Source organism: Pseudarthrobacter sulfonivorans (genome assembly GCF_001484605.1).
Classification (GTDB): Bacteria; Actinomycetota; Actinomycetes; order Actinomycetales; family Micrococcaceae; genus Arthrobacter; species Arthrobacter sulfonivorans_A.
This window is the reverse complement of record NZ_CP013747.1, coordinates 2484219-2509898: the sequence shown is the minus strand read 5'-3', so window position 1 is coordinate 2509898 and position 25680 is coordinate 2484219. Positions and strand designations below refer to the sequence as shown.

General features: G+C 66.0%; 25 protein-coding genes. 17 read left to right on the top strand and 8 right to left on the bottom strand.

Annotation, left to right across the window (positions count from 1 at the left end; translation table 11 throughout):
* Window positions 1-71 precede the first annotated feature (71 nt).
* The 3 genes from AU252_RS11235 to AU252_RS11225 are packed head-to-tail and all read right to left on the bottom strand — an operon-like array spanning window position 72 to window position 5976.
* Window positions 72-3551: an ATP-binding protein gene (locus AU252_RS11235; RefSeq protein ID WP_058930790.1), complete on the bottom strand. Its 3480-nt coding sequence runs from the start codon at window positions 3549-3551 to the stop codon at window positions 72-74.
* Complete coding sequence (locus AU252_RS11230; RefSeq protein WP_058930789.1) at window positions 3548-4513, bottom strand: DUF4194 domain-containing protein; 966 nt, start codon at window positions 4511-4513, stop codon at window positions 3548-3550. The genes AU252_RS11235 and AU252_RS11230 overlap by 4 nt, the downstream gene beginning before the upstream one ends.
* A gap of 2 nt (window positions 4514-4515) precedes the next feature.
* A complete protein-coding gene (locus AU252_RS11225; RefSeq protein WP_058930788.1) occupies window positions 4516-5976 on the bottom strand; it encodes a DUF3375 family protein in 1461 nt (486 codons plus the stop codon).
* A 151-nt stretch (window positions 5977-6127) separates the two neighbouring features.
* Here AU252_RS11225 and AU252_RS11220 point away from each other — a divergent pair, with 151 nt between their 5' ends.
* The 4 genes from AU252_RS11220 (at window position 6128) to AU252_RS11205 (ending at window position 9968) form a co-directional block, all read left to right on the top strand.
* The gene (locus AU252_RS11220) at window positions 6128-6532 is read left to right on the top strand and encodes a PepSY domain-containing protein (protein ID WP_058930787.1); all 405 of its coding nucleotides are present in this window, start codon (window positions 6128-6130) and stop codon (window positions 6530-6532) included.
* A gap of 172 nt (window positions 6533-6704) precedes the next feature.
* A complete protein-coding gene (locus AU252_RS11215; RefSeq protein WP_058930786.1) occupies window positions 6705-7004 on the top strand; it encodes a hypothetical protein in 300 nt (99 codons plus the stop codon).
* Between the two features lie 63 nt (window positions 7005-7067).
* Window positions 7068-9098, top strand: a complete 2031-nt coding sequence (locus AU252_RS11210) for an acyl-CoA dehydrogenase family protein (RefSeq protein WP_058930785.1) — start codon at window positions 7068-7070, stop codon at window positions 9096-9098.
* 51 nt (window positions 9099-9149) lie between these two features.
* Window positions 9150-9968, top strand: a complete 819-nt coding sequence (locus AU252_RS11205) for a hypothetical protein (RefSeq protein ID WP_058930784.1) — start codon at window positions 9150-9152, stop codon at window positions 9966-9968.
* Between the two features lie 3 nt (window positions 9969-9971).
* Here the strand turns inward: AU252_RS11205 and AU252_RS11200 are convergent, their stop codons facing one another.
* Window positions 9972-10274 carry a helix-turn-helix transcriptional regulator gene (locus AU252_RS11200; protein ID WP_058930783.1) on the bottom strand — a complete coding sequence of 101 codons (303 nt, stop codon included), beginning with the start codon at window positions 10272-10274 and terminating at the stop codon, window positions 9972-9974.
* Window positions 10275-10341: 67 nt separating this feature from the next.
* On the opposite strand from AU252_RS11200, the gene map reads away from it, so the two are divergent.
* The gene (map, locus tag AU252_RS11195) at window positions 10342-11124 is read left to right on the top strand and encodes a type I methionyl aminopeptidase (RefSeq protein ID WP_058930782.1); all 783 of its coding nucleotides are present in this window, start codon (window positions 10342-10344) and stop codon (window positions 11122-11124) included.
* Between the two features lie 45 nt (window positions 11125-11169).
* Here the strand turns inward: map and AU252_RS11190 are convergent, their stop codons facing one another.
* Window positions 11170-11571, bottom strand: coding sequence for a YchJ family protein (locus AU252_RS11190; protein WP_058930781.1), 402 nt, complete (start codon window positions 11569-11571; stop codon window positions 11170-11172).
* 229 nt (window positions 11572-11800) lie between these two features.
* Here AU252_RS11190 and AU252_RS11185 point away from each other — a divergent pair, with 229 nt between their 5' ends.
* The 4 genes from AU252_RS11185 (at window position 11801) to AU252_RS11170 (ending at window position 15632) form a co-directional block, all read left to right on the top strand.
* Window positions 11801-12676 (top strand): hypothetical protein, encoded by an 876-nt coding sequence (locus tag AU252_RS11185; protein ID WP_058930780.1) that lies wholly within the window; start codon window positions 11801-11803, stop codon window positions 12674-12676.
* Window positions 12677-12847: 171 nt separating this feature from the next.
* Window positions 12848-13912: an aldo/keto reductase gene (locus AU252_RS11180; RefSeq protein ID WP_058930779.1), complete on the top strand. Its 1065-nt coding sequence runs from the start codon at window positions 12848-12850 to the stop codon at window positions 13910-13912.
* Window positions 13913-13992: 80 nt separating this feature from the next.
* Complete coding sequence (locus tag AU252_RS11175; RefSeq protein WP_058930778.1) at window positions 13993-14997, top strand: aldo/keto reductase family protein; 1005 nt, start codon at window positions 13993-13995, stop codon at window positions 14995-14997.
* A 254-nt stretch (window positions 14998-15251) separates the two neighbouring features.
* Window positions 15252-15632, top strand: coding sequence for an RNA-binding S4 domain-containing protein (locus AU252_RS11170; protein WP_058930777.1), 381 nt, complete (start codon window positions 15252-15254; stop codon window positions 15630-15632).
* Here the strand turns inward: AU252_RS11170 and AU252_RS11165 are convergent.
* Window positions 15629-16135 (bottom strand): hypothetical protein, encoded by a 507-nt coding sequence (locus AU252_RS11165; RefSeq protein ID WP_058930776.1) that lies wholly within the window; start codon window positions 16133-16135, stop codon window positions 15629-15631. The genes AU252_RS11170 and AU252_RS11165 overlap by 4 nt on opposite strands.
* Before the next feature lie 118 nt (window positions 16136-16253).
* Between AU252_RS11165 and AU252_RS11160 the strand changes: the two genes are divergently transcribed.
* Together AU252_RS11160 and AU252_RS11155 are read left to right on the top strand one after the other, a co-directional pair.
* Window positions 16254-16871: a uracil-DNA glycosylase gene (locus AU252_RS11160; protein WP_058930775.1), complete on the top strand. Its 618-nt coding sequence runs from the start codon at window positions 16254-16256 to the stop codon at window positions 16869-16871.
* 128 nt (window positions 16872-16999) lie between these two features.
* Window positions 17000-17932 carry a hypothetical protein gene (locus AU252_RS11155; RefSeq protein WP_058930774.1) on the top strand — a complete coding sequence of 311 codons (933 nt, stop codon included), beginning with the start codon at window positions 17000-17002 and terminating at the stop codon, window positions 17930-17932.
* Window positions 17933-17954: 22 nt separating this feature from the next.
* On the opposite strand, the gene AU252_RS11150 is transcribed toward AU252_RS11155, so the two are convergent.
* Together AU252_RS11150 and AU252_RS11145 are read right to left on the bottom strand one after the other, a co-directional pair.
* Window positions 17955-19199, bottom strand: coding sequence for a type II toxin-antitoxin system HipA family toxin (locus tag AU252_RS11150; RefSeq protein ID WP_058930773.1), 1245 nt, complete (start codon window positions 19197-19199; stop codon window positions 17955-17957).
* Window positions 19196-19462, bottom strand: a complete 267-nt coding sequence (locus AU252_RS11145; RefSeq protein WP_058930772.1) for a helix-turn-helix transcriptional regulator — start codon at window positions 19460-19462, stop codon at window positions 19196-19198. Before AU252_RS11145 ends, AU252_RS11150 begins: the two co-directional genes overlap by 4 nt.
* A gap of 183 nt (window positions 19463-19645) precedes the next feature.
* Here AU252_RS11145 and AU252_RS11140 point away from each other — a divergent pair, with 183 nt between their 5' ends.
* The 6 genes from AU252_RS11140 (at window position 19646) to AU252_RS11120 (ending at window position 25679) form a co-directional block, all read left to right on the top strand.
* Window positions 19646-20371 carry a FadR/GntR family transcriptional regulator gene (locus AU252_RS11140; protein WP_058930771.1) on the top strand — a complete coding sequence of 242 codons (726 nt, stop codon included), beginning with the start codon at window positions 19646-19648 and terminating at the stop codon, window positions 20369-20371.
* 168 nt (window positions 20372-20539) lie between these two features.
* On the top strand, window positions 20540-21967 hold the full coding sequence (locus AU252_RS11135; RefSeq protein WP_058930770.1) for an aspartate ammonia-lyase: 1428 nt from the start codon (window positions 20540-20542) through the stop codon (window positions 21965-21967).
* A gap of 136 nt (window positions 21968-22103) precedes the next feature.
* Entirely contained in the window at window positions 22104-23384 is a 1281-nt protein-coding gene (locus tag AU252_RS11130; RefSeq protein ID WP_058930769.1) for a dicarboxylate/amino acid:cation symporter, read from the top strand.
* Window positions 23385-23411: 27 nt separating this feature from the next.
* Window positions 23412-23684, top strand: a complete 273-nt coding sequence (locus tag AU252_RS23160; protein ID WP_083510352.1) for a winged helix-turn-helix domain-containing protein — start codon at window positions 23412-23414, stop codon at window positions 23682-23684.
* 132 nt (window positions 23685-23816) lie between these two features.
* A complete protein-coding gene (locus tag AU252_RS11125; protein WP_058930768.1) occupies window positions 23817-24551 on the top strand; it encodes a FadR/GntR family transcriptional regulator in 735 nt (244 codons plus the stop codon).
* Window positions 24552-24563: 12 nt separating this feature from the next.
* The gene (locus AU252_RS11120) at window positions 24564-25679 is read left to right on the top strand and encodes an asparaginase (protein ID WP_058930767.1); all 1116 of its coding nucleotides are present in this window, start codon (window positions 24564-24566) and stop codon (window positions 25677-25679) included.
* Window position 25680: the final 1 nt, after the last annotated feature.

Here is a 25680-nt window from a genome sequence, read left to right as displayed (position 1 = left end):
GGTCACATATGGCCCTTCCCGGCGGGAATTTTGGGCGTTATGTGACCCCGCGTTGGAGTCAAGAAGACTGGTTAGCGGAGCACGATGTCCACGGGGTTCGCCTCGGACCGCCACTGACCTTCTGCGCCGGGCCTGGGCCGGATCACCGGTGCCGTCAGCACGCCTGAACGGTTGGTGCGCTTGTCCCGCAGGATTTCGGTGACCGAGCCCAGATGGCGCGACAGGTCGATCACGTTCTCCGGCGCCGCCAGCAGGAGCTGGAAGCCGAACTCGTGCAGCGCCTTGATGCCCGCACCCGCGAACTCCTCCGACGCCAGCACAAACGCCTCGTCCATCATCACCGTGCCGTAAGTGGTGAACCCCTGCTCGGCGATGCCCAGCTGGTAGCTCAGCGCCGCGGCCATGATAAACGCGGTGAAGCGCTGCCGCTCGCCGCCGGACATGGAACCGGTGTCGGCGTGCATGTACACGTCGGTCCGCTTGCCGCCGCCCTTCCTGCCCGACGCCGGCCCGGTCACCTCACGGTGCTCCTTGCACTGGATAAACAGGTGCCCGCGGACGTCCAGGACTTCGGCGCGCCAGCGCCGGTCCTCGGGGGTGGGCGAGCCGAGCCGCTTGACGAGCGTTTCGAGGGTCTTGTAGCGGGCGGTGAGCTCGGCGTCGTCGCCTCCCCCGGCTTCCGGGCCGGAACCCGCGCCGGATCCGGCGCGGGCGGGGCGCGTGTGCCGGGCTTTCAGCGCGTTCTGGATGGCGTCCTTGAACTGCTTGGCCGTGGCCGGCAGGGTCTGCTTGATGTCCAGCTCCAGGAAACTGCCCTCATGGAAGTTGACCTCCGACAGGATGCCGTTGAGCGGCAGGATGCGGCTGGTAATGGACCGCCGCTCCTCGTCCAGCAGGTGCAGCAGCGTGCTGAACGATTCATGCGTGCGCTGGTTGAAGAACTGCCGAAACTCGGACTCCTGGGCGGGCAGGCCGTCGCTGACGATGGCGTGGTAGCGGCCTTCAAACTCCCCTGCCGCACCGATGGAGGTGCCGTGGTCCGCGGAGATCGCGGAGCCCCACTCGCGCACAAAGCCCTCGAAGATCCGGGTCAGCCGCTCGGAGGTTGCCTGCCCGCGCGTCTCGGCGGCGTGCAGCTCCCCCAGCAGCGCCGTCCGTACACGGTTGGCAAGGTTGTCCAGCTCGTGCATCTCGCTGACGTCGCCAAAGTCCGTGAAGTACGGTTCCAGCGCCGTGACGGTGGCGTCCGACGGCGGCGCCTGCTCCAGGCGGGCCCGCGCGGCTTCCAGCAGCGAATCGGCAGCGCTCATCTGCCGGTCCAGGGCCTTGTATTCGCTCTGCAGGACTGCTGCGGCTTCGGTGCTGGCCTGGTGTTTCTGCCGCGCCGCCTCAATGTTGGCCCGCAGCGGTTCCAGGTCCGCCTGTGCTGCGAGGGCGTCCTTGAGGCGCTGTTCAATCCGGGTGAGTTCCTCCGCGGCGACTGCAGCCGATACCTGTTCCCAGGGGCGGTGGTCCTCCGCAATCAGCCGCAGGGCGTCGAGCTGCCGGCTCATGCCCTGGTGCGACTCTTCGCGGCTCTGGGCCAGTTCGGCCGCCTTGGCCAGCTCCTGTTGCAGGTCCTCTACCTGGGCGGCCACGAGTTCCAGTTTGGCGGCGTTGTCGAAACCGAGCACGTAGTCCTGGCGGCTGGTGAAACGGTCGTCCTTCTCCACCGTGTGCCGGTTGCGTTTGACCACACCGCCCAGGCTCAGGCCCTTGTCCAGTGCGGCCAGCTCGTTGGGGTCCTCGACGCACGGGTAGGCGAAATCGAGGGCGATCCGCTCCCGGATCCATTCCCCGGCGTCCGCCACCGCGCCGCTGGCGAGGATGTCCAGCTTGGTGAGCAGATCGCCGTCGCGCGCGTCCTCCACGGCGAGGGCGCCGCCCGCGAGCGGCTTGGATACGTCCACCGCGCGCAGGGCGCCACGTACTTTGTTGTCGTTCAGGTAGCGGGTCACCGCGGCGAAATGTTCGCCGGGGACCAGCAACGTGGTGGCGAGGTTCCGGAGGGCACGCTCCGCGGCCGGCCGCCAGTGTTCCTCCCCTTCGGCGAGGTCCATCAGCTCGCCGCCGAACGGCATCCGGTCCTCAGGAACGCCAGTGGCCGCGGCTATGGCCGCACGGTTTTCAATGCTCGACGGCGGCAGCAGGGACTTGCGCGTCTTCAGTGACAGCAGCTCCTGCTGGGCTGCCGCCAGCTCACGCTTTTTGGTGGCGTGGCCGTCGAAGGCTTCGAAGCGGAGCTCCTGCAGGGCCTGGGAGTCGTCTTTGAGCTCGGCCGACCTGGCGGCAGCCTGCTCGTGGGCCTGTTCCCAACCGTCAGCGGTCCACTCCAGCTGCAGGCCGGCGTCGGACAGGGCCTTGCGGGCCGCTTCCTCCACCTGCTCGCGCAGCCGCAGACCCACCTTGGCGTTGTCCAGCGACTGCTCGATCGCGGAGATCGCGTTGCCGCCCTGGTTGTTGTAATCGGTCTCCAGCTGGCGCAGATCCTTGGCCAGCCCGTCGCGGACCGAGCGCTCCGCGCCCAGCTCTTTGGCTTTCGCCTGGGCCAGCTCCTTGAACCGCGCCAGCGTTTTCTGGTGGACCGTGACGGCGAGCTGCTGCTTGTAGGCTTCGAACTCCTCGCCGGACAGCTCACGGAGCCGGTTTGCGTCGAGGAGCGACTGCGCGTATTCCTTGTTCAGGCCGGGCACGGGGGCCAGCTGGTCCCGCTGCTGCCGCACGTCCTCCAGCCGCTGCCGGATGGACATGAGGTTGCTGAATTCCTCCACCACGTCATCGGCCGCGGCGAGGGTGGCGGGGGCGTCCAAGACCTGGTCGCGGAAGAAGGTATTGACGCTGCCGCCCAGGCCCTTGCCGGCCTGGATCACGCGCAGCAGGGGCAGAGCCTGGTCCGAACTGATGCCGAGGAGCCGTCGGAAACGCTCCGCGAAGGCCTTGTGGACATCGAAGATCTGGGCGTCCGGGAAGATCGTCTCCAGCGCAGCCTTGGTGAAGCGCTTGTCCGCGATGCCCTCGATGGCCGGCAGGTCCAGCGGCTTGCTGTCGATCACGTAGAAACGCCCAACACTGGACTCCGTGCCGTTTTTGGGCAGGTCGAACAGTGCGGACACCGTGATGCGGGTGCCCGCGGCGTTATCAAACGTCAGGGCGACGGCGGACCAGGTGGCACCCGGGCGCTGGAACGCACTGGCCGAGCCTTCGCCAACGGCCTTGTCGCCCACCTTGCCGCGCATGTACGTGAAAGTGGTCCTCTTGTCCTCCACAGCACCGCCGGCACGCTGGGCCGCGGCCTCGTTGGAGCGCGGCCGGGCATCGAATACGCGCAGCATGGCGTCAAACAGCGTGGACTTGCCCACGCCCGAGTTGCCCGTCAGCAGGGTTCCGTTCCGGTCCACGTGCATCGTGTGCGCCCCATGGAACGTGCCCCAGTTGACCACCTGCACCAACGCCAGGCGCATCTGACCGGGGTTCGTGAGATCGCCCATCGGCAGCATGGTTGCGATGCTCATGCTTCTGCCCCCTCGATGGGTCCGTTCGCGGCGCCACTCGTGCCCGGAACCTGCGCACCCACGGACGACGACGCCGATGCCGCCCAGGGAGTGGCATCGGGCCTGTCGGAGCCGGGCGACTCGCTGCTTGCAGCGGAGTCGCCCGGCGGAGGGGCGGGGGCGGCATCGGCGTCGTCGTCCGCACCAGAGTCTGTGTCGAGTTCTATCAGTGCTTCTGTGCCTGTTGGGTCTGCGGTTGCTGCTACCAGGGCTTCGATTTGGGCGGGGATGTCGCCGATGTTTTCGAAGGGGAGGGCCAGCGGGAGGGCGTTGGAGATGGTGTAGACGTCATCCAGGCCGGTGGTGAGAAGCAGCTGGCGGGCCAGGAGCTTGGTGATGGCCCGGGTGACCACGTCCGAATCCCGCAGCGCGTCCTGCTGTCCGGCGGGCTGGTAGTGGGCCACGAGGTCGGCGATTTCCTCGCGGGTGATGGTGGCATCGGTCTGGGCCGTGACGTGGCGGTCCAGCAGCATCCGCAGGCGGAGCAGCACGATGGTCTCCACCCGGCTCAGCGCACGCTGTTGGCGCAGGATGCTCGACCGGCTACTGCCGCCGATGGCCTCAGGATCCACCGGGCGCAGGACGGCGATCTTGCGCTCGTGGTCCAGCTGCAGGGTCAGGAACAGCTCGGACAGGCGGCTGCGCAGGATGATCTGATTGTCCAGCAGCGTGGTCCACAGCTTCTCGTCGCGGCCGCCGTCAACGTACGGACCCTTGAGCAGCTTGACCAGCGCCTGGCGCACCTTCATCGAGAGAACGCCGGTGTCGCCGGGAAACAGTGCCGCGCCGTCCACAAAAGTGTCGCGGGGAGTGACTCCGGCGCCCCTGGTGATTGAGCCTGTCGAAATCCCTTGGATCTCGGGCTCAACCGCCGGTGCGGCCTCCTCAACGGGAGGTGCCGCCGTCGTAATTTCTTCAGTCATCGTCAATCCTTCTTGAGGGTGACCACCGGCAGGTACGCCGTGCGGGTGGTGCCGTCGATCTGTTCGTAGTCCAGGCCATCCCAGGCCTCGCGGTCAAAGGCCGCGCCATCCTGGAGGGCGTGCGAGAGGAGTGCGCGGATGGAGTTGATGTGCTGTTCCTCCGGCGGCAGCTGCCCCCAGGCCTCGGCCAGGGTGGACGCGCCGGCCACGGCGGCCCGGATGGCGTCGGGACGTGCTTTGCCCGTCCTCGGCGAGCGCACCCGGTCTGAGTCGCTGAAGGCGATGGGGTCAGCCAGCTTGGGCGGAACGGCGAACTCGTCCGGGTCGTAGAGCTTGACCATGGCCAGCGATTCGAACCCGGCGTTGAACAGCACCGGACCGCGGACCAGGCCCGGCCGTTCGCGTTCATACGGCAGGGACCTGATGGCCTGCTCGGCCTCGCGCAGCACCTTCCGGAGACGGACGGACTGGCGGAAGTCGTCGCTCTGGACGTAGGTGTTCAGGCTTTCGCTGAGCTTGCCGTAGATCCGCTGGATCTGGCTGTGCTGGTGGCGGAGCTCGGCCACCAGGTTCTTGAGCGTCTCGCGGTCCTCCGGCGAAAGGTCGTCGGCGAACTGCCGGCTGAGGACCTCACCGATGGCCGACCGGAACCGGAGCTGCTGCTGCGGGTCTTCGAGGAATGCGGTGAAGGAGCGGAAGGTCCTGCCCTCGGGGCTCTGCCGCAGCCGCTTGTCCGCGTCGAGCACCTGCGCCATGGTGGCGCCTTTGCTCAGCGACTCCTCGATGATCTGGTTGCGCAGCTCGCCCACCAGTTCCTCGATGCGGTCGCGCATCTTTTTGTAGTCGGCGGGCAGGCTGGCGGCGAGGTCCAGGATGTTCCCGGCGGCTTCCACCGCTTCGTCGTCGTCCAGCAGGCCGTCAAAGTCGCCGGAGCTGATGTCCTGGATCAGCTGCTGCCGTTCCCCGATCTCGTCCTCAAGGGATTCCAGCCGGGCACTCTGGTCCGGATTGGTCTCATTGGCCAGCTTCTCCACGTCTCCCAGCAGGGTACCCAGCCGGGAGCCGTTCAGCGTGGACCGCTCGCTGGAGAGGCTGTCCAGGAATGCAAGCACGCGGGCGGCCGGCTCGGTCACCTCGTAAACGATCTGCCCCGACTGGTTGCGGCGGGTCAGGAAATGCTTGCGCGTCCACTCGTCCGCATAGTTCCTTCCGGACGACGTGCCGATGGCGGCACCACCCGGCCCGGGTTCCTGGCGCCGGAGCTGCTCAAGGAAGGAGTCGACGTCGGCGTGGAACTCCTCGAGCGGAAGCTGCGGACGGGTGCGGGTAAAGGATGCCTGCAGCACCGCGATCACCCAGGGCGCCGAGCGCGTCAGGGCCCAGGCGGGTCCCTTCGTGAGGAGTTCGAGGTCCCGGAGCCGGGCACTGATCGCGTCAGCGGATGACCTGGCGGAGCGGGGCACGCGCTCTCCTTCAGCTGCTGGGGGATGGTTGGGCAGCGCGGATCGCGAAAACTGCCAACTACAAGGTTAACGCAGGCCCCGCGACCGAATAATCGTTGTACCTTGCTGGCCGCGGGAGCACACTGTTTAGATCACCTGAGAGGAGTTTGTCATGCGTGAAAAAGCTGTACTGATCACCGGCCTGGCGGCTGCGGCAGTCATTCTGGGTGGCGCGACAGTGGCGGTCGCCGCGAGTACGCGGACCAGCGGAGATCAGCCCTTGAGCAAGATCGGGGTCAACGTCGACCGGTCAGTGCCGGTGTCCACCGTCCCGGGGCCCGAGCGGGACGACGATTCCAATCTGGCACCACTTAACACTGCGGACCATGACCAGGCCGCGAACGCCGCATTGGCCAGGGTGGGCCAGGGCAGTGTCATCGAGGTGGAACGGGAAAATGACGGGAACGTCGCGTACGAGGTTGAAGTCAGGCTGGACAACGGTTCCCAGGTTGAAGTGGGGCTCGGCGCCGACTTCGCGGTCCTGAACCAGGCCGCCCCGGAGTTCGACGACGATTAAACGCAAGCGCGGACAGTGACTTCCGCGACCGCTCCGTGACCTACGTCCCGGTAGCATTGCGATCCCGTATCAACCCGCCATGACGGCGGGGCAGGTCTGGCTGGGACGCCTCAGCACCCCCTACGCTCATGCTACTGATCTCAACCGAAGCAACGGCGCAGCAGGGGGAACAATGCAGTTCGACTTAAGTGCAGTGGAGACGGCCACCATGGTGTTCATCGGAACCCTGGTGTTTGCCCTGGTTCTGGTGGGTTTCGTCCTGACAGCGGGCTTCCTGGCCCTGGTCATGGTGGGGGTAGGCAAGTTCGCCTGGTTCCTCGCCTCCACGACGCTGCTGACGGTGGTCCACGGGATCAACAGCGGCTGGGACAGGCTGGTCCACCACGCCTCCGCCGGATCCCCGGGGGACTTCCAGGGCCAGCCATCCCCTAGCACTGGAAGCTACCCGCGGGTAATGTTGAGAGACAGCTGAAGGGTTCTCCAACCCGGCGGATCCATGGCTTGAACCGGCCATCCCGGTCAGAGGAGATACCCCATGAGCTTCGCCACTGACAGTCCCGCCACGAACCCACCTGCCACCGAAGTTCCTGCCACGGATGCCCCGGACGCCGAAGTCCCCGTCGCCGCGGCCAATATCGGGCCCGAAGCCACCGCGGCGGACGCCCGGGCACTTGCTGAAGCCTCCCGCGAACTCGACTGGGACCGGCCCAGCTTCGCCAAGGGACTCTACCTGGGGAATTTCGACCTCAGCCTCATCCACCCCTGGCCGAAAGCGAACGCCGATGACGTGGAACGCGGTGAGGCCTTCATGGAGCGCCTCACCGCGTACGCCCGCACCATGTCCGGGCGCGTGATCGAACGCGAGGCCCGGATCCCGGACGAGTACCTCCAGGGCCTGGCGGGCCTGGGCGTCTTTGGCATGAAAATCCCGCAGGAGTACGGCGGACTCGGCTTGTCCCTGGTCTACTACGGCCGGGCCCTGGCGCTGCTCGGCAGCGTCCACCCGAGCATTGGCGCCCTGATCTCCGCGCACCAGTCCATCGGCGTCCCCGAGCCCGTGAAGGTCTTTGGCACGCCGGACCAGAAACGCGAGTACCTGCCGCGCTGCGCCGGCGGTGCCATCACGGCTTTCCTCCTGACGGAACCGGACGTGGGCAGCGATCCCGCCCGGATGGGCAGCACCGCCGTTCCCACGGACGACGGCGGGAGTTACGTCCTGGACGGCGTGAAACTTTGGACCACCAACGGTGTGATCGCCGAGCTCGTGGTGGTGATGGCCGTGGTGCCGGCCCACACCGATGCGGACGGCACCGAACATAAGGGCGGCATCAGCGCCTTTGTGGTGGAAATGGACTCCCCCGGCATCACCGTGGAGAACCGCAACACGTTTATGGGGCTGCGTGGGATCGAAAACGGCGTCACCCGCTTCCACCAGGTGCGGGTGCCTGCGGCAAACAGGCTGGGCCGCGAGGGCCAGGGCCTGAAGATCGCCCTCACCACGCTGAACACGGGCCGGCTTTCCCTGCCGGCGTTGTGCGTCGCGTCCGGCCGCTGGAGCCTGAAGATCGCCCGGGAATGGTCCAACGCCCGCACCCAGTGGGGCCAGCCGGTGGGGAAGCACGAGGCCGTGGGCAAGAAGATCGCCTTTATCGCCGCGTCCGCCTTCGCCCTGGACGCCGTCTTCGAACTGTCCGCGGAACTCGCCGACGCCGGGCAGAAGGACGTGCGGATCGAGGCTGCCCTGGCCAAGCTGTGGTCCTCCGAGATCAGCTACCGGATCGCCGACGAACTGGTCCAGATCCGCGGCGGCCGTGGCTTCGAGACGGCGGAGTCCTTGGAAGCCCGGGGAGAACGCGCGGTTCCGGCCGAGCAGCAGCTGCGCGACCTCCGGATCAACCGGATCTTCGAGGGCTCCTCGGAGATCATGAAACTCCTCATCGCCCGGGAAGCCGTGGACGCCCACCTGGCCGCCGCGGGCGACCTTGCGTCCGTGGACGCGAGCCTCCAGGACAAAGCGAGGGCCGCCGTCGGGGCTTCAGGTTTTTATGCCCGCTGGCTGCCCAAACTGGTGGCCGGCGCCGGAATGGACCCCCGGTCCTACAGCGATTTCGGCAGGCTGGCCAAGCAGCTGCGCTTCGTGGAGCGGTCCTCGCGCCGGCTGGCCCGCCAGACGTTCTACGGCATGGGGCGCTGGCAGGCGAAGCTGGAGTACAAGCAGGCGTTCCTGGGCCGGGTGGTGGACATCGGCGCCGAGCTGTTCGCCATGGCCGCATGCTGTTCCCGGGCCGAAATGATCCTTCGCACCACGCCGGAACGTGCCGCCAGCGCCTACGAACTGGCAGAGGCATATTGCGAGCAGGCCCGCGTCCGGATTGACGAGTACTTTGACCAGCTGTGGCGGAACACGGACGACGGCGACCACATCCTCTCGCGCAAGGTCCTGGCCGGGGATTACACCTGGCTTGAGGCGGGCGTACTGGATCAGTCGGAGGGCACCGGCCCGTGGATCGCCGATGCGACGCCGGGGGCATCCAGCAAGGAGAACCTGCACCGGAAGTACCGCTAGCAACTCATAAGCAGGCTTGTTATCGCTGGTCGCCAGTGGTTGAGTTGACCCATGAGCAACCAAACGGACCCCGAGGACAGATTTCCGCCAACGACGCGGAACGAGAATCTACGGAATGAAACTGCTCGTGACCAAGCCTTCGCCAATAGCGAGCCCACGCGCGCCTTCGATCAGACGCCGGCGCCGTATGCCGAGCGGGACTATGCTGAGCAGGCCTATGCCCCGGCAGCCGAAGCGCCGGTGGCCGACGCTTCGGTGCTGGATCCACGCCTGACGGATCCGCGCCTGACCGACCAGCAGACGGCCGTGGCCAGGGAGAAGGAACAGTTCGGCGGCATCAAGGTGGGCTCGGCCTTTTTCGGCTGGCTCGCTGCCACCGGCATGGCCGTCCTGCTCACAGCCTTTGTGGCCGCAGCCGGAACCGCGGTGGGCCTGGCGAACAACACCGACGTGAACGAGGCCGTCAACCAGGTGACGACGAACGGCGCCGTAGGGCTGGTAGGCATCATTGTCCTGCTGGTGGTCCTGTTCGTCTCCTACTACTCCGGCGGCTACGTCGCCGGCCGGATGGCACGCTTCAATGGCGCCCGGCAGGGTTTTATGGTGTGGATCTGGGCGCTGATTGCCGCGGTTGTGATTGCTCTGCTGGGCATCATCGCCGGCCAGCAGTTCAACGTCCTAGCCAATTTGAACAGCTTCCCGCGGATCCCCATCAATGAAGGCGAACTGACCCTCACCAGCATCATTGCCGCCGTTGTGGTGGCCCTGGTTGCGCTGGGCGGTGCCGTGCTAGGCGGCCTGGCGGGCATGCACTTCCACCGCAAGGTGGACCGCGCCGGCTTCACCCCGGACGAAACGTACAGCGGCTGAGTCTTACGAGGCCAACCGCTCACGGGCGTTGCGTCCGGAGCCGGTCGGTTCTACACCACGTTCGGGCTGATTGATCTCGACCCACACCGCATCGAGGGAGAGGCCAACGACGTCGGCGATCGCTGCGATGGTGGGGAAGGCAGGGGTGGCTACGCGGCCCGATTCGATTTTCCGGAGGGTCTCCGGTGAGACCCCTGCCTCGAGCGCGGTCACGAGCATCGAGCGTTCTCCCCTGGCGCGACGCAGCAGGGCACCGAGGCGCTGTCCTCGTTCGACTTCAGCGGATGTGAGCGGCATTCTGACCATGGCTCCAATACTAATACCGGGATAATATGGCCGGGATAGTTATTGGTTCCGCGAGAAAAGGCGCCGCATGATTGAGATCCTGAACCACACCGAATTGGCCCGAGCAAAAGTCGCCGGCGCCCTCGTCGCTGACATCTTGCACACACTGAAAAGCCGGAGCACGGTCGGCACAAACCTTCTCGACATCGACCGGTGGGCTGCGGCCATGATCGTCGAAGCTGGCGCGCTGTCCTGTTACGTCGACTACGAGCCATCGTTCGGCCGCGGGCCATTCGGCCACTACATCTGCACGGCCGTCAACGACGCCGTGCTCCACGGGCTGCCCCACGACTACGCACTTGCCGACGGCGACCTGCTGACACTCGACCTCGCCGTCTCCAAAAACGGAGTCGCTGCAGACTCTGCCATCAGCTTCATCGTGGGCGCCTCCAAGCCCCCGGAGAGCGTCGCCATGATCAGCGCGACCGAGCGGGCATTGGCCGCAGGAATAGCTGCTGCCGGACCCGGGGCCCGCATCGGCGATATCTCGCATGCCATCGGCTCCGTCCTCAGCGAGGCGGGGTACCCGATCAACACCGAATTCGGCGGTCATGGCATCGGGTCAACGATGCATCAGGACCCGCACATAGCGAACACCGGACGGCCAGGCCGCGGATACCAGCTGCGCCCCGGGTTGCTGCTCGCGCTTGAGCCATGGGTCATGGCCGACACCGCGGAACTCATCACCGACGCCGACGGGTGGACGCTCCGAAGTGCGACCGGCTGCCGGACAGCACACAGCGAGCACACCATCGCCATCACCAACGACGGAGCCGAAATCCTCACCTTGCCGACGCAGGCGCAACCCTGAGGTGGAAGCCACGCCCGGGCTTTTCCTCCTGACGCCCCAGGGCAGTTAGGCGAGCATTACGGCGTCGACGTAGTACCAGCGGCGGTTCTCGCGGACAAAACGGCTCGTTTCGTGGTGGACTCTGCGTTCGCCGTCGTGCCGGTAGTGGGCTTTGAACTCCACGGTGCCCTCAGAGTCCAGCGGGCCGCCGCGGCTCGTGGACAGAATGTCCAGACGGCGCCACTCCATGGCCGGGTCCAGCTCCAGATCCGAAGGCGCGGTATCCGGGTGCCAGGTTTTCCGGAGGTATTCGACGTCCAGCAGGACAAACGCGCTGTAGCGGGAGCGCATCAGCTGCTCCGCCGTGGCCGCTTCGGCCCCGCCATTGTGGAAGCGCCCGCAGCAGTCCGTGTAAGCCTCGCCGGACAGGCAAACGCACGGGGCGGCGGTGATCGGATTCTCGGTCATGGTGCTCCTGTCGCGGTTGTCCGGACCGCTTTCGGCGGCCTCGTGGATCCCTTCCGACTATAGGCCGCAGCCGGTGTTGTCATATCCGGTAACAGCTTCGAAACAACCTCGGACGAACCACGCCCGGGAGCGGCAGGACCGAAAAATAGTCCGTAAGGTGGAGGAGGGCTGTTGCCCGTGGTGATGAGTGCCGGGACGGACTCCGCCGCCGGCAGAGAGGAGAGATGACGTGGGAGATTCAACGACGATCGCTCTCAACCTGACTTTTTTCGGCACGCTCGGCCTGGCGCTCCTGATGTTCCTGGGCCTGTTCCTGCTGGTGGTCATCACCTTGCTGCTTGCCGGCGCCGGGCGGCTGTTTGTGCTGACCGTAATGGCCCTCTTTGGGCGGCTCCCCAAACACGAAACCCTCCCCCTGATCCGCCTGACCGGGGAGTCCGTGCCGCCGTCGGGCGCCCCCGTTGAAACGCACGACGACGGCGCTGCCGCCCCGTCTGCCGGCCAGCCGGCCCGCGCCGGGGTGCTGCGCTCAAAGGCCGGCGCCCTACGGACGACAACCGGAGCGGCCCTGTCCACGATGTTTGCCCACGGCGCGGCCGCCGTGGCCGCAGTGAGCGCGCCGCGCAACTGGCGCAAAGCCCTTCAAGACGCCCGCACCTTCCTGAAACCCTCCGAACTCCGGCCCCGCTTCCACCATGCGGCGGAGCATCACCCACTGCTCACCGCGGCCCGCAAGGAACCCCCGATGCTCGCCGAGGACTGGGCTGCCGCGGTGGCCGAAGCGGATGCCCGGGCCATGGCGCGCGCCCGGGCCGCCGCCCCCGAAATCAAGATCTCGGTCCGCGACCTTCCCGGCCCCTCCGTTCCCGCAGCGAAAGTGGAAGCGGTGGCTCCGTTGGTGGAGTCGGCGCTGCACCAGGACAACCCTGCGCGGGACAATTCCAACCGCGACCCCAGCCGTGAGAGCGCCGGCCTTGGTGCCGCCCGCTCCTTCACGAAGCCGCCCGCCCCCGCGCCCCTGTCCGTGCTGGACACCGGCTCGCTGGTGTCGTTGTCCGGCCACGCGAACGTCCTCAAGGCCAAGCTGCCTGCCGACCGGAGCTGAGGACCGTGCGGCTCCCGGGCCGTCACAAACCGTCACTGCCCCGGCCCGCGTTACCCCGTGCTACGAAAAGCGAAGCAGCATGGCGCTTTCCTGCAGCACGGCGCCGAATTTGTGTAGCGTCGTGACGATCCACAGCAATCCGCGTGGGAAATCGATCGTGAGGAGCCGGGGATGAGCCTCAGCGAACTTCGTATGTTCGGGCGGTCCGGCACGCCCATCAGCCCGCTCACACTGGGCACCATGAACTTTGGCGAAGGGCCGGGCGGCGCAGCCGGCGGCGCCCAGGCAGGCGGCGCCCCCACCGGTGCGGATGAAAGCATCCGCATCATCCAGGCCGCCCTCGACTCCGGCATCACCGCGGTGGACACCGCCGACGTGTACTCCCAGGGTGAGTCCGAACAGGTGGTGGGCCGGGCGCTCCGCGGCCGCCGCGACGACGTCTTCCTGGCCACCAAGTTCCACGGCCAGATGAGCGCCAACCCGGCCCACTCGGGGAACTCCCGGCGCTGGATCATGCAGGCGGTGGAGGGCAGCCTCCGGCGGCTGCAGACGGACCGGATCGATCTGTACCAGGCGCACCGGCCGGACTACAACACCGACGTGCTCGAGACCATCACCGCCCTGAACGACCTCATCCGGCAGGGAAAGATCCTCTACTACGGCACCTCGGTGTTCACCCCGGCGCAGCTCGTGGAGGCCCAGTGGCTGGCCACCACCAACCACCTGATCCCGCCCGTAGCCAACCAGGTCCCGTATTCGATGCTGGTCCGCGGCAACGAACGCGATGTCCTGCCCATTGCGCAGCAGTACGGCCTGGGTGTACTCGCCTACGGTCCGCTGGCCGGGGGCTGGTTGACCGGCGAGTTTGTTCTCGATGCCGGCAAACCGCCAACCCGAGTCCATTCACTTCCGGGACGCTACGACATTTCCGGGCCGTCCAGCGAGCGGAAGCTGCTGGCTGCGGACGCGCTGGCCCGGCTGGCCGACAAGCTGGAAATCTCGCTCGTGGAACTGTCCATCGGGTTCGCGCTGAACCACCCCGCCGTCAGCAGTGTGATCATCGGCCCGCGCACCGAGGACCATCTCAAGGCCTATCTCAAGGCCGCGGACACCCTCCTGGGCGAGTCCGTGCTGGATGCGATCGACGAACTGGTGCCGCCCGGGACCAACTTCGTGGAGCGCGACGCCGGGGCGATAGTGCCGTCCCTGGAGTACGCGGAACTCCGCCGCCGCTGATCGCGGGGGCGGCCGCACCGCCGTCGTGCGTTTGCGGAAAGCCCTTTCCCTCAATAACTATCTCCGCTAGCGTGGAAACCATGGAATTCAGATACCTCGGAAACAGCGGCCTCAAAGTCTCGGAAATCACGTTCGGCAACTGGCTGACGCACGGCTCGCAGGTGGAGAACGACGTCGCCACCCAGTGCGTACGCGCAGCGCTCGACACCGGCATCAGCACGTTCGACACGGCGGATGTCTACGCGAACACCGCCGCGGAAACCGTCCTCGGCGAGGCACTGAAGGGCGAACGCCGCGAGTCACTGGAAATCTTCACCAAGGTCTACGGCCCCACCGGCCCCAAGGGCAAAAACGATGTTGGCCTGTCCCGCAAGCACATCATGGACTCGATCAACGGCTCACTCAGCCGGCTCCAGACGGACTACGTGGACCTCTACCAGGCCCACCGATACGACTTCGAGACGCCGCTGGAAGAAACCATGCAGGCGTTTGCGGACATTGTCCGCCAGGGCAAGGCGCTGTACATCGGCGTCAGCGAATGGACCGCAGACCAGCTCCGCGACGGCCACGCGCTGTCCAAGGAACTGGGTTTCCAGCTGATCTCCAACCAGCCCCAGTACTCCATGCTGTGGCGGGTCATCGAAGCCGAGGTTGTGCCGGCGTCGGAAGAACTGGGTGTGTCCCAGATTGTCTGGTCCCCCATGGCGCAGGGCGTGCTGAGCGGCAAGTACCTGCCCGGCCAGCCAGCACCCGCGGGCAGTCGCGCCACGGATGACAAGGGCGGCGCCAGGATGATCGAGCGCTGGATGCGTGACGACGTCCTCGCCGGTGTCCAGGACCTCAAACCGATCGCCGCGGAAGCCGGGCTCTCCATGCCCCAACTCGCGGTTGCCTGGGTGCTGCAGAACCCGAACGTTGCCTCCGCCATCGTCGGGGCGTCGCGCCCTGAGCAGCTCGCAGACACCGTGGCCGCCGCGGGTGTGACGCTGGAGCCGCAGACCATGAAGAAGATCGACCACGCCATCGGCCCGCTCGCGGAACGCGATCCGGCGCAGACCAAGTCCCCCGCCACGCGCGAAGCGTAGAAGCTCCTCTCCTGGAGTTTTTGTCCAGATAATGGCCGGAAAATGCACGAGCGGCCCCATTATCTGGACAAAAAATCCGGGCTGGGGCGGGGCGGGGCGGTCTTGCCGTGGAGAAGCCCGGTGGTGCCGCCATCCCGGTGTGCCATGGCCTTCCTACCTCTCGGTAGTGGTAAGTCCCTTTATAGTGTTCCTGCGCGTTGAGGCTGGCAAGAGCAGCCTTCCGAGAACGCGACGCCGTATACTCGGTGCCAGCCATGACCAGTCTTCCGTCCTCCCCCGCCAGCGTCCGCATTGATGCCTGGCTGTGGGCGATCCGCGCCTACAAGACACGCTCTGCCGCCACCGCTTCCTGCCGCGCCGGGCACGTGCGGCTGAATGGAAGTCCGGCCAAAGCTTCGGCCACTCTGGTCACGGGCGACACCGTCACGGTTCGGATGTCCGGCTTCGAACGGACACTCGAGGTCCGCCGCCTGATCGCCAAACGCGTGGGCGCAGAGGCCGCTTCGCACTGCTTCACCGACCACACACCGCCGCGACCGGTAGCACCGGCCTTGGGTCTCCCGCAGCGGGACCGTGGTGCCGGGCGTCCTACCAAGAAGGACCGACGCGAGATGGAACGGCTTAAGGGCTCCTAGTTCCGCACCTTGGCCTGCACGAGATTCGCGAACGGCAGCCGGCCATGCTCCGCAACAAAAGCTGCGTGATACGCGGCCTCGGCTTGGTTTACTTCTTCGGCGGGCACCTCTTTCCACGCCATGATGAGTTCATCCGTGTGGGTCAGCTGCCAGATAAGGCGGCCGTCCCAATGGCCCGGCGGCCTGCCCCGCCCAAAATCCAGGAACTCCTTGATCTGATTCCGAAGGCCGCGGTTGCCCTTGCTTCCCGGCCCGGCCTTGCCAATGTAGAGAATGTCCGCGCCGTCCACCCATTCCGCCAGAATGGCCGCCGCAGGCAGGGTGGGATTCTTTTTCTTGAAGGTTCCGGCGGTGCTGATCTTCAGGAAATGCGGCTCGAACTCATTCGGCCGAAGGACGGCGAACACCCCGGTGCCCTGCGGAACCCTGATGATCTCAAGGCTGTCGAAGCTCCGGAAGCCGGCAAAGCCGTCGGACTTGAGCGTTTTCCTGTTCATCATCATGACGTTACCCGGCCAGGCGCCGGTCCGGAGCTAACTTGCACTGCGCACCTAAACTCCCAAAAGCGTAGAGTGGGCATAGACGCCTGTTTCTGGACGCCGTGCTGCTGAGGGAGAGATCGTGACGATTGACTGGGACGAAAAAAAGGCCCTGCTACAGGAACCAAACATCGCGGCGGTAACGCAGCTCTGCGATGAACTGATGGAAAAGAAGCCAGGGTCCGTCGTCCCCTACATCGACCCCGTGCACGACGAGGACGAATGCCGGATCGTCAGCCTCCACGTCAGTCCGGGCAAGGGCACCGAATCCGGCTTCGTCTCCCATTTCAACGATGACGAAGCCGCCCGCCGGGCCACCCAGATTTACGAACTTGCCGAGCTTGATGCGCGCTATGTGATGCCGTGGAATGCGTACCCGTGGGTGCGGGATCCGGAGCTTCCATCGGCGCTGAACGTCCAGGAGAAGACTGACGGCCTGCGGCCCTTCCGGCAGTTCCTGAAGATCAACCGCCGTGTCTCCGCAGTCATCGCCCACGGCACGGACGCTTCCACGTTCCTCACCCTCTTCGAGAAGACCTACCATTCTTCCCTGAAGAACAGCGGCATCAAGATCTACAAGGCCAGCGCGCTCGGCGGGCGGGCCTTTGCTGTTTCCGAAGCAAAACAGGAGGATCTCCTCACCAAAAGCGTGGACGTCTACAAGGACGCCATGCAGCGGGCAGGCATCCAGCACCTCTAGCCACTCGCGAGATGGCAGTTCGCGGCAGTTCCGGAGCCGGACACTGCTGCCAAGTGCCATCTCGTGGACGCACGACGGCGGGAAACACGTCTCTGCCGGACAGCCCACCGCGGTGCTAGGTTGGGCGAATGGACGTGCTCAACTGGCTGCTCGACTCTGATCCCGCCATCCGCTGGCAGGTCCTGGGCGACCTCGCCGACGCGCCTGCTAACGAGATTTCTGCCGAGCGGCACCGCGTTGCCACCCATGGTTGGGGCGTGCGGCTGCTTCAACTGCAGGGCACCGACGGGCAATGGGACGGCGGCACGTATTGGCCGGCAAATGACGACGATCCGAACAGCCAGCCCTGGACCGCCACGACTTACAGCCTGTTGCTCCTCCGGGACTTCGGATTGGACCCTGCCAGCCGGGAGGCCAGGCACGCGATCACTCTGGTGCGCGACAACAGCCGTTGGGAGGCAGGCAAGCAGCTCTTCTTCGAGGGTGAAATCGAACCCTGCATCAACGGCATGGCCGTGGCACTCGGGGCATACTTCGGCGAAAACGTGGACGCGGTGGTGGAGAGGCTGGGCCGGGACCAGCTCGCCGACGGCGGCTGGAACTGCGAGGCAGAAAGAGGCTCCAGGCGCTCCTCTTTCCACACCACGATATGCGTCCTGGAGGGTCTCCTTGAGCACGAACGTTCCACCGGCGGGACCTCCCAATCGCGGCAGGCGCGGCGGCTCGCAGAGGAATATCTCCTGGAACGCGTCTTGCTGCGGCGAAAGTCCACTGGCGAGATGATTAGCCCGGACTGGCTGCAATTCTCCTACCCCACTCGCTGGTACTACGACGTGCTCCGCGGCCTGGACTACTTCCGCGCCACCGGCCGCAATCCAGACGAACGCATGTCGGAAGCAGTGGACGTGGTGCGATCCAAACAACAGCCCAACGGCACATGGCTGTTGGAGAACACCCACCCCGGTCGGGTCCACTTCGCTCTGGAAGCCGGCGACGGACAACCAAGTCGGTGGAATACTCTCCGCGCCCTGCGAGTGTTCAAGTGGTTCGACGCTTCGTGACGGCATACCTGCTCCACCCTGCTTAGCCTTCCAGCAGCCTCCGCCGGTGTTTCAGCTCCTTCACCCACGCCCTGGTGACCATGTCGGGGAACGGCGAGCCGCCGTCGTCGTCCTTCGCCGGACCTCCAAGTGCGGCGAACGCGGTGCCCGCCTCCAGGTCGGCGATCAGCGGACCTGACGCCCTCAGCGCGAGCTCCAGCACCTGGGCGGCCGTGCGGTCAGTAAGCCCCAGGTCCTTGCTCCAGCCCAGAAAATGGCGCCGCGAGATCCCGCTCCGCTTTCCTTTCAGGGTCAGTGCAAGGGTCTTATCCCCGTAAACCACGGTGGAGGGAATGTCGTAGACCGGGGCGATGGTCCACTCGCCATGCGGCTGCTGGACCATGGAAACGTTCTTGGCGTGCAGGTCCCCGTTGCCGCTCAGCCACGCAAATGCCCCCTGGATGGCCAGGTTCCGGAGTGCCGGGAGAGGCGCCGAGCAGTAGTCGGCCAGAGCATGGCAGACCTGGCCGAAAGCCACGTTGTACTTATCCGCCGGGTAGAGCTTCAGGACCTGGGCCCCGTCCTCCACCGCCAGCCGCCTGACGTCGTCGGGCCCGCCGCCGGGAAGCGGGATCCGGTCGAAACGCTCCACCAGCAGACCCGGCCGGCCCGCGACGTCCCGGATCAGCCGGACCCGGCTCAGCGGAATCCGCAGCCTGGCCGCATACCGGAACATCACCAGCTCGTTCTCCACCACATGCGGGAATTCGGGGGCGTTGAGTTTGAGGATGAACCGCCTGCCGGCGCTGGCCACAGGGAGCGAGATCATGCCGGCGGACAACTTGTCCTGCACACCGGCGAGCGCCACGGGGTCAATAAGGTCCGGATCGCCGAGCAACTTGTCGAAATCAACCGGCAGCTTGGGATCCAGCTGGACAGCGTGCTCGTCCGGGTCCAGCGCTTCGCCGTGGCCTACGATCTGGACGTCGCCCACCGGATTCCCGCCGGCTGCGATCAGCAGGGACAGGTCGTCGTCGGCGCTGGTCTTGATGGAGCGCCGCAGCGCGTTGAGCCGGCGGCCCTCGGGCAGGAGGCCGGTGAAGTAGGGCGGCGCCGCCCCCGCCGCGGAACCGACGGGAGCAGCGGTGAGCGGCAGGGAACTGGCGACGGCGGGTCCCCCTGAAGCGAGGTAAGCCGGCACGTAGCGGAACCGGGTGCCGCCGTCGTGCCGTTCAAGCCGCGCGGCGAGCACTCCGGCCTTATAGACGTCGGCGATGCGGTGCCTCATCGCTGAGTTTCCTGGCTGCTGGAGTGGCCTGCGAGCGCACGTGCCCCCTTGCCGGTCCTGGTGGTGAGCCGGAGCTCCAGGCCCAGCGTGTCCAGGACGGCCAACAGGGAATCCAGCTGGACGCTTGGCTTGCCCTGCTCAACGAACCTGACAAAGCGTTCCGAAACCCCGGCCATGTCGGCGAGGTCCTGTTGGGTCAGGCCCAGCGATATGCGCCGCGAGCGGACCTCAGCGGGCAGCAACTCGGTGAAGGCTTCATCCATGGCGCTCCAATAGGTACGATCGTTCCGTTTTGCTGACAATTTCGAGCCTACTCCGGGTGCGGAAGATTGAATAGGTGCAGACCGGCACGAACGTACCGGCACGCGAGTGGACCCCACCACCCCCCGCCGCAAGCCGTAGCGCGCACCTTGACACGGCTTAGTGACAAGTGCCATAGTCGTCACATGGACCTGTTGGACAGCTGGACAGCTAGACAAGATCGCGTGGTGCGAGTGGGCGCTGCCGAAGCCGTCTTCGCCTCACTCCGGGGGGCCATCGAAGGCGGCAAGATTCCCGTCGGTACCCGTCTTGACTCGGAAACTTCGCTGGCCAAGCAGTACGGCGTGAGCCGCACCATGGTCCGGGAAGCCCTGCGTTCATGCACCGCACTCGGGCTCACCGCCACGCACACCGGAAAGGGCACGTTCGTCATCGCTGACCGCGTTGCCCCTGACCTCAAGCTCGGCAAGTATTCCGCCCGCGCCCTGGTAGAGGCGCGGCCGCACATCGAAGTTCCTGCAGCGGGCCTTGCCGCCGAGCGCCGCAGCAACGAAGATGTGGAGGCACTTCGGGAAATTCTCCAGGAGATGTCCCGCGCGGATGATCTGCAGCAGTGGGTGCTCCTGAACACCGAGTTCCACGCCACGATCGCCCGGTGCAGCGGAAACGGCGTCTTTGAACAGTTTCTGTCCGACATTGTCGATGCAATGGCGAACCAGTCGAACACGCTCAACCTCGTGGCGGACCGGCGAGCCGAGTCCGGTGAAGAACATGCCCGCATCTTCGAAGCCATCGAGAGCGGCTCGGTAGAAGGTGCACGCGAAGCGATGACCCAGCACTTGCATGGCGTGGAATGCGCCTTGAGCACTGTTGTCCCCGGAGGAAAGACGCCGCCCGGCCTCATCCCTTAGTCCACTGGCCCTAAGTCCCCCGTCCTGCCCGCCCTCCTCCTGAGTGTGCTGGTTATCTTGCCCAACTGTTCGCCGCCCGCCTATTCTGCGGCGCAGTTCAAACGTGCCTCCCGCACACGCTGAACGTATTCCGTCCAAGCCCGTCAACGAAGCCCTGTGAGGACCAGCATGACCACCAGCCAGACCACCATTGATGCCGTACCCGAAACCCGGTCCGAGCATGACCTCCTGGGTGACCGCGATGTCCCCGCGAACGCCTACTGGGGCGTCCACACGCTCCGGGCCAGGGAAAACTTCCCCATCACGGGGCAGCCGCTGTCCTCCAACATGCACCTGGTCCGGGGACTGGCCGCAGTGAAGCTTGCCGCCGCTCGCACTAACCGCGAGCTGGGTCTGCTTGACGCCGAACGCGGCCAGGCGATCGAGCAGGCGTGTACCGACGTGATGAACGGACAGCTCAGCGACCAGTTTGTGGTGGACGTGATCCAGGGTGGCGCCGGGACGTCGTCGAACATGAACGCGAACGAGGTCATCGCCAACCGTGCCCTCGAAATCCTCGGCCACGCCAAAGGCGACTACGCCCGCCTGCACCCCAACGACCACGTGAACCTCAGCCAGTCCACCAACGATGTCTACCCCACCGCCGTGAAACTGGGCACCATCTTCGCCGGCCGGGAACTGCTGGACGCACTGGCCGAACTCGAAGAGGCCTTCGCCGCCAAAGCACTGGAATTCCGCACGGTGGTGAAGATGGGCCGCACGCAGCTGCAGGACGCCGTCCCCATGACGCTGGGCCAGGAGTTCGGCACCTACGCCATCACCATCGGCGAGGACCGGCTGCGCCTGGCCGAGGCGGAACTGCTCATCCACGAAATCAACCTCGGCGCCACAGCCATCGGCACCGGCCTGAACGCCCCTGCCGGCTACGCCGAGGCAGCCTGCCGGCACCTGGCCGAGGTCACCGGGCTCCCCCTGGTCACCGCCGTCGACCTCATCGAAGCCACCCAGGATGTGGGCGCCTTTGTGCACCTGTCCGGCGTGCTCAAGCGCGTGGCCGTAAAGCTCTCCAAGATCTGCAACGACCTCCGCCTGCTCTCCTCCGGCCCCCGCGCCGGCTTCGGTGAGATCAACCTGCCGGCCGTCCAGTCCGGCTCCTCCATCATGCCCGGCAAGATCAACCCGGTCATCCCGGAAGTGGTCAGCCAGGTGGCCTATGAGGTCATCGGCAACGACGTCACCATCACCATGGCCGCGGAGGCCGGGCAGCTTCAGCTCAACGCCTTCGAACCCATCATTGTCCACAGCCTCCACAAGAGCATCTCCCACCTCGAAGCAGCCTGCCGCACCCTCACGGCACGCTGCGTGCGGGGCATCACCGCCAACACCGAGCACCTCCGGCTCACCGTGGAACAGTCAATCGGCCTGGTCACCGCCCTGAACCCCCATCTCGGCTACGCCACCGCCACCGCCATCGCCCAGGAGGCTCTCGCCACCGGCAAGGGTGTGGCCGAGCTGGTGCTCGAACACGGCCTGCTCACCGCCGCCCAGCTCCAGGAACTCCTCAGCCCCGAACGCCTGGCCAACCTCAGTAAGTAGTTCCACCCGCACGTCCCTCCGATCACCATCCTGATACGGGGCACATCGTTGTGCCCAAAATCCCGCCGGGGCTCAAGGCTCAAAGACGAGGGCCCTTCCAGAGGGCTGAATCTCGGCATCTATCAAAGGACTGACCTTGAAAAACAAATCAACGAAATGGATCCTGGCCTCGCTCCTGATGGGAATCATCAGCGGCCTGGTGTTCCACTGGCTTCTCCCCGCGGATGTGCGGGGCGCCTTCGTTGCCGTCTTCGACACGGTGACACACATGTTCCTGAACCTGATCAAGATGATCATTGCCCCGCTGATCTTCGCCACCCTGGTTTCCGGCATCGCCGGAGCTGCGAAATCAGCGGGTGTGGGAAAGCTCTTCGGCCGTTCGATGATCTGGTTCCTCTCCGCCTCAGTCCTGGTGGGCGCCTTTGGCTTCATCATGGCCCACCTGCTCAACGTGGGCTCAGGCCTTCACCTCGTGCCCACCGGTGATGCCGGGCTGGAGTCCAAGCCGCTCGACTTCCAGGCTTTTATCACCAACATCATCCCCACCAGCGTCTTCTCGGCCCTGACCACGAACAACCCGCTCCAGATCCTGGTGTTCGGCGCGCTTTTCGGCATCGCCCTGCTGAACCTCCGGAAAAAGGGCCACTCCTCCATCGCTGACGCGATCGACGAACTGATGAAGGTCATGTTGAAGGTCACCGGCTACGTGATGCTGGCAGCCCCGGTGGGCGTTTTCGCCGGAATCGCCTCGGCATTCACCGCGAAGGGCCTCGACGCGTTCGCCACCTACGCCTCATTCATCGGCGGATTCTATGTATCGCTCTCGGCCCTGTGGGTCATCATGATCGCCGTCGCCACGGCGTTCCTCGGCCGGGCGGCCTTCCGCCTGGTGCGAATGGTCCGCGAACCCATGGTCATAGCGTTCGCCACGTCCAGCAGCGAAGCGGCGCTGCCCAAACTCATCGAAGGCCTGACCAAGTTCGGCATCGAAAAGCGCACCACCGGCTTCGTACTGCCACTGGGATACTCGTTCAACGTTGACGGTTCCATGATGTACATGACCTTCGCTTCGGTCTTCCTCATCAACGCCTACGGTATCGATATGGACCTGGGCCAGCAGATCGCCATGACGGCCATGCTTCTGCTCAGCAGCAAAGGCATGGCCGGCGTGCCACGGGGTTCGCTTGTGGTGGTGGCTGCCGTCATCCCCGGCTTCGGGGTCCCGGCCGCCGGTATCGCGGTACTGCTGGTAGTGGACCAACTGCTGGACATGGGGCGCACCGCCACCAACATCCTCGGAAATGCTATAGCCACCGCCGTCATCGGAAGGAAACACGACAACGCTATGCCCGACGCCACGGGGCTCCCGGTTGCGGACGCAGAAGAAGCCCGGGCCCCCGCTCCAGCAATGCACTGATCGAGTCACACCCGGAAGGCATTAGAAATGGTTCATTCATTCAGGTTCCCCGAACACACAGACCGTCCCCGCGACGTCCGGTCGAGGATCATCGAGCATCTTGCCCGTAATGGAGCGAGCAAGGTGTCCGACATCGGCAGCGCCATCAATTCCTCCAGGGAAAACGTCCGCTACCACCTGGCGGCACTTGAGGCCGCTTCGCTGGTCCGCTCCAACATTTCCCCCGGGACAAGGACCGGCTGCACTCCCTTTTACGCCCTTGCCCCTGCGACTGCTCAGACCAGGGAGCGCATCCACTGATCCGCGGCTGATGCACGGTTGCGGAGCTCGCCCGAGGAAGATGGCCTGCCCCTCCTCGGGCGAGCTCGCCCGTATTGCCGGTCAGTCAGCACCTTGGTTGACACGGCGTGTGACTAGTGCCATATTTTAGGGGTGAACCTGTCAGACAGCCGGACAGCAGGACAGCCTGCGGAGTCCATCCGCGAGCAGCCCCCCGGAGCCCAGCCCCTGGCCCGCCTCAGCGCTTCCGAGGCGGTGTTCAACGCCATCCGTACCGACATCGAATCCGGTCAGGTACCGGTGGGTGGAAAGCTCAGCTCCGAGGCCACCCTTGCCCAGCAGTACGGGGTCAGCCGCTCGGTCATCCGTGAGGCCCTCCGCTCCTGCACTGCCTTGGGCCTGACCGTCACCAAGACCGGTAAGGGCACGTTTGTGGTGGCCAGCAGCGTGGCCAATGACCTGACCCTCGGGCAGTATTCCGCGCGGGACCTTACCGAGGCCCGCCCGCACATCGAGGTTCCCGCAGCAGGACTGGCAGCGCAGCGCCGGACGGATGAGGAACTCGAGACGCTGCGGCACATCGTCGCCGCCATGAGCACTGAAACGGACCCTGAATCGTGGGTGGCCCTGGACTCCAGCTTCCACGCCGCCATCGCCCGCGCCAGCGGCAACAAGGTGTTCGAAAGTGTCGTCGCGGAGATCAGGGACGCGCAAGCCCACCAGTCGGAAACCCTGAACATGGTGGCCGACCGCCAGCACGCGTCGGACATCGAGCACCAGCAGATCCTCGCCGCCATCGAGGCGGGCTCCGCCGAAGCCGCAAGCAAGGCTATGGTCGAACACCTCCGCGCCGTGGGCGTTGCCCTCGATTCCATCCTTAACAAGTAGCCCTAGGACTCCATGCCAGCCCCTGCCCTTTCCGCTGCCCAGACTGCTGCCCCCGGCACCGCCGCAAGCGGCTCCCGGACCGGCACCGAAGCCGGGACGCTCCCCCGGCACGCACCCCTGGTGGTCGCCACCCGCGACGGCCTGATGGAAAGCGTTCACTACGGCTCGGCCATCGCCACTGCAGCCGACGGCTCGATCCTCGCGGCAGCCGGCGACCCCCTGGCCCCGTTCTACCCGCGCTCTTCCCTCAAGCCCCTGCAGGCCGTGGCCATGGTCCGCGCCGGCCTGAACCTCCCCGCCGACCTGCTCGCCCTGACCGCAGCCAGCCACTCCGGCGGAGCCATACACCGCGGCGGCACCCAACGCATCCTCGCCATGCACGGGCTTGCTGTGGGCGACCTCGAGAACAGCACCGACCTGCCCTATGGCACCAGCGAGCGTGAGGACTGGCTGCGCACCGGCTTCCTCGCCACGCAGCTGACCCAGAACTGCTCCGGCAAGCACGCCGCCATGGCCGCCACGTGCGTCATCAACGGCTGGCCGGTGAAAGGTTACGTCGACCCGTCCCACCCGCTGCAGCAACTGATCGCGGCCACGGTCACCGAGCTAACCGGCGAGGAGCCTTTCGCCCGCAGCACGGACGGCTGCGGGACACCCCTCTTCGCTCTCACCCTCCGCGGCATGGCCCGCGCGTTCGGCGCCATCGCGGCAGCCGCGGCGGCCGCCACAGCGGTTACCTCTGTCAGCACCTCCGACGACGGCGGGACGGCCCCGCAGCTTGCGGAAGCCGCCGTCGGACTGGCTATGCGGCAGCACCCGGACATGGTGGCCGGCGAGCGCCGCGATGTCACCGAGCTGATGAGGTTGCTCCCCGGCTCAGTGGCGAAAGATGGCTTCGAAGGCGTGCAGCTCGTCGGCCTGCCCGATGGCCGCGGCGTGGCCGTAAAGATTTCCGACGGCGGCGACCGCGCCCGGATGCCCGCCACCGTCCGCATGCTCGAATCCCTCGGCGTGGCCACCGCGCCGCTGGCCGGCATAGGCACCGCCCCGGTTTTGGGCGGCGGCCGCACAGTCGGACTCCTCCGTACCACCGATTTCCTGTCCAAGCCCGTCAACGAAGCCCTGTGAG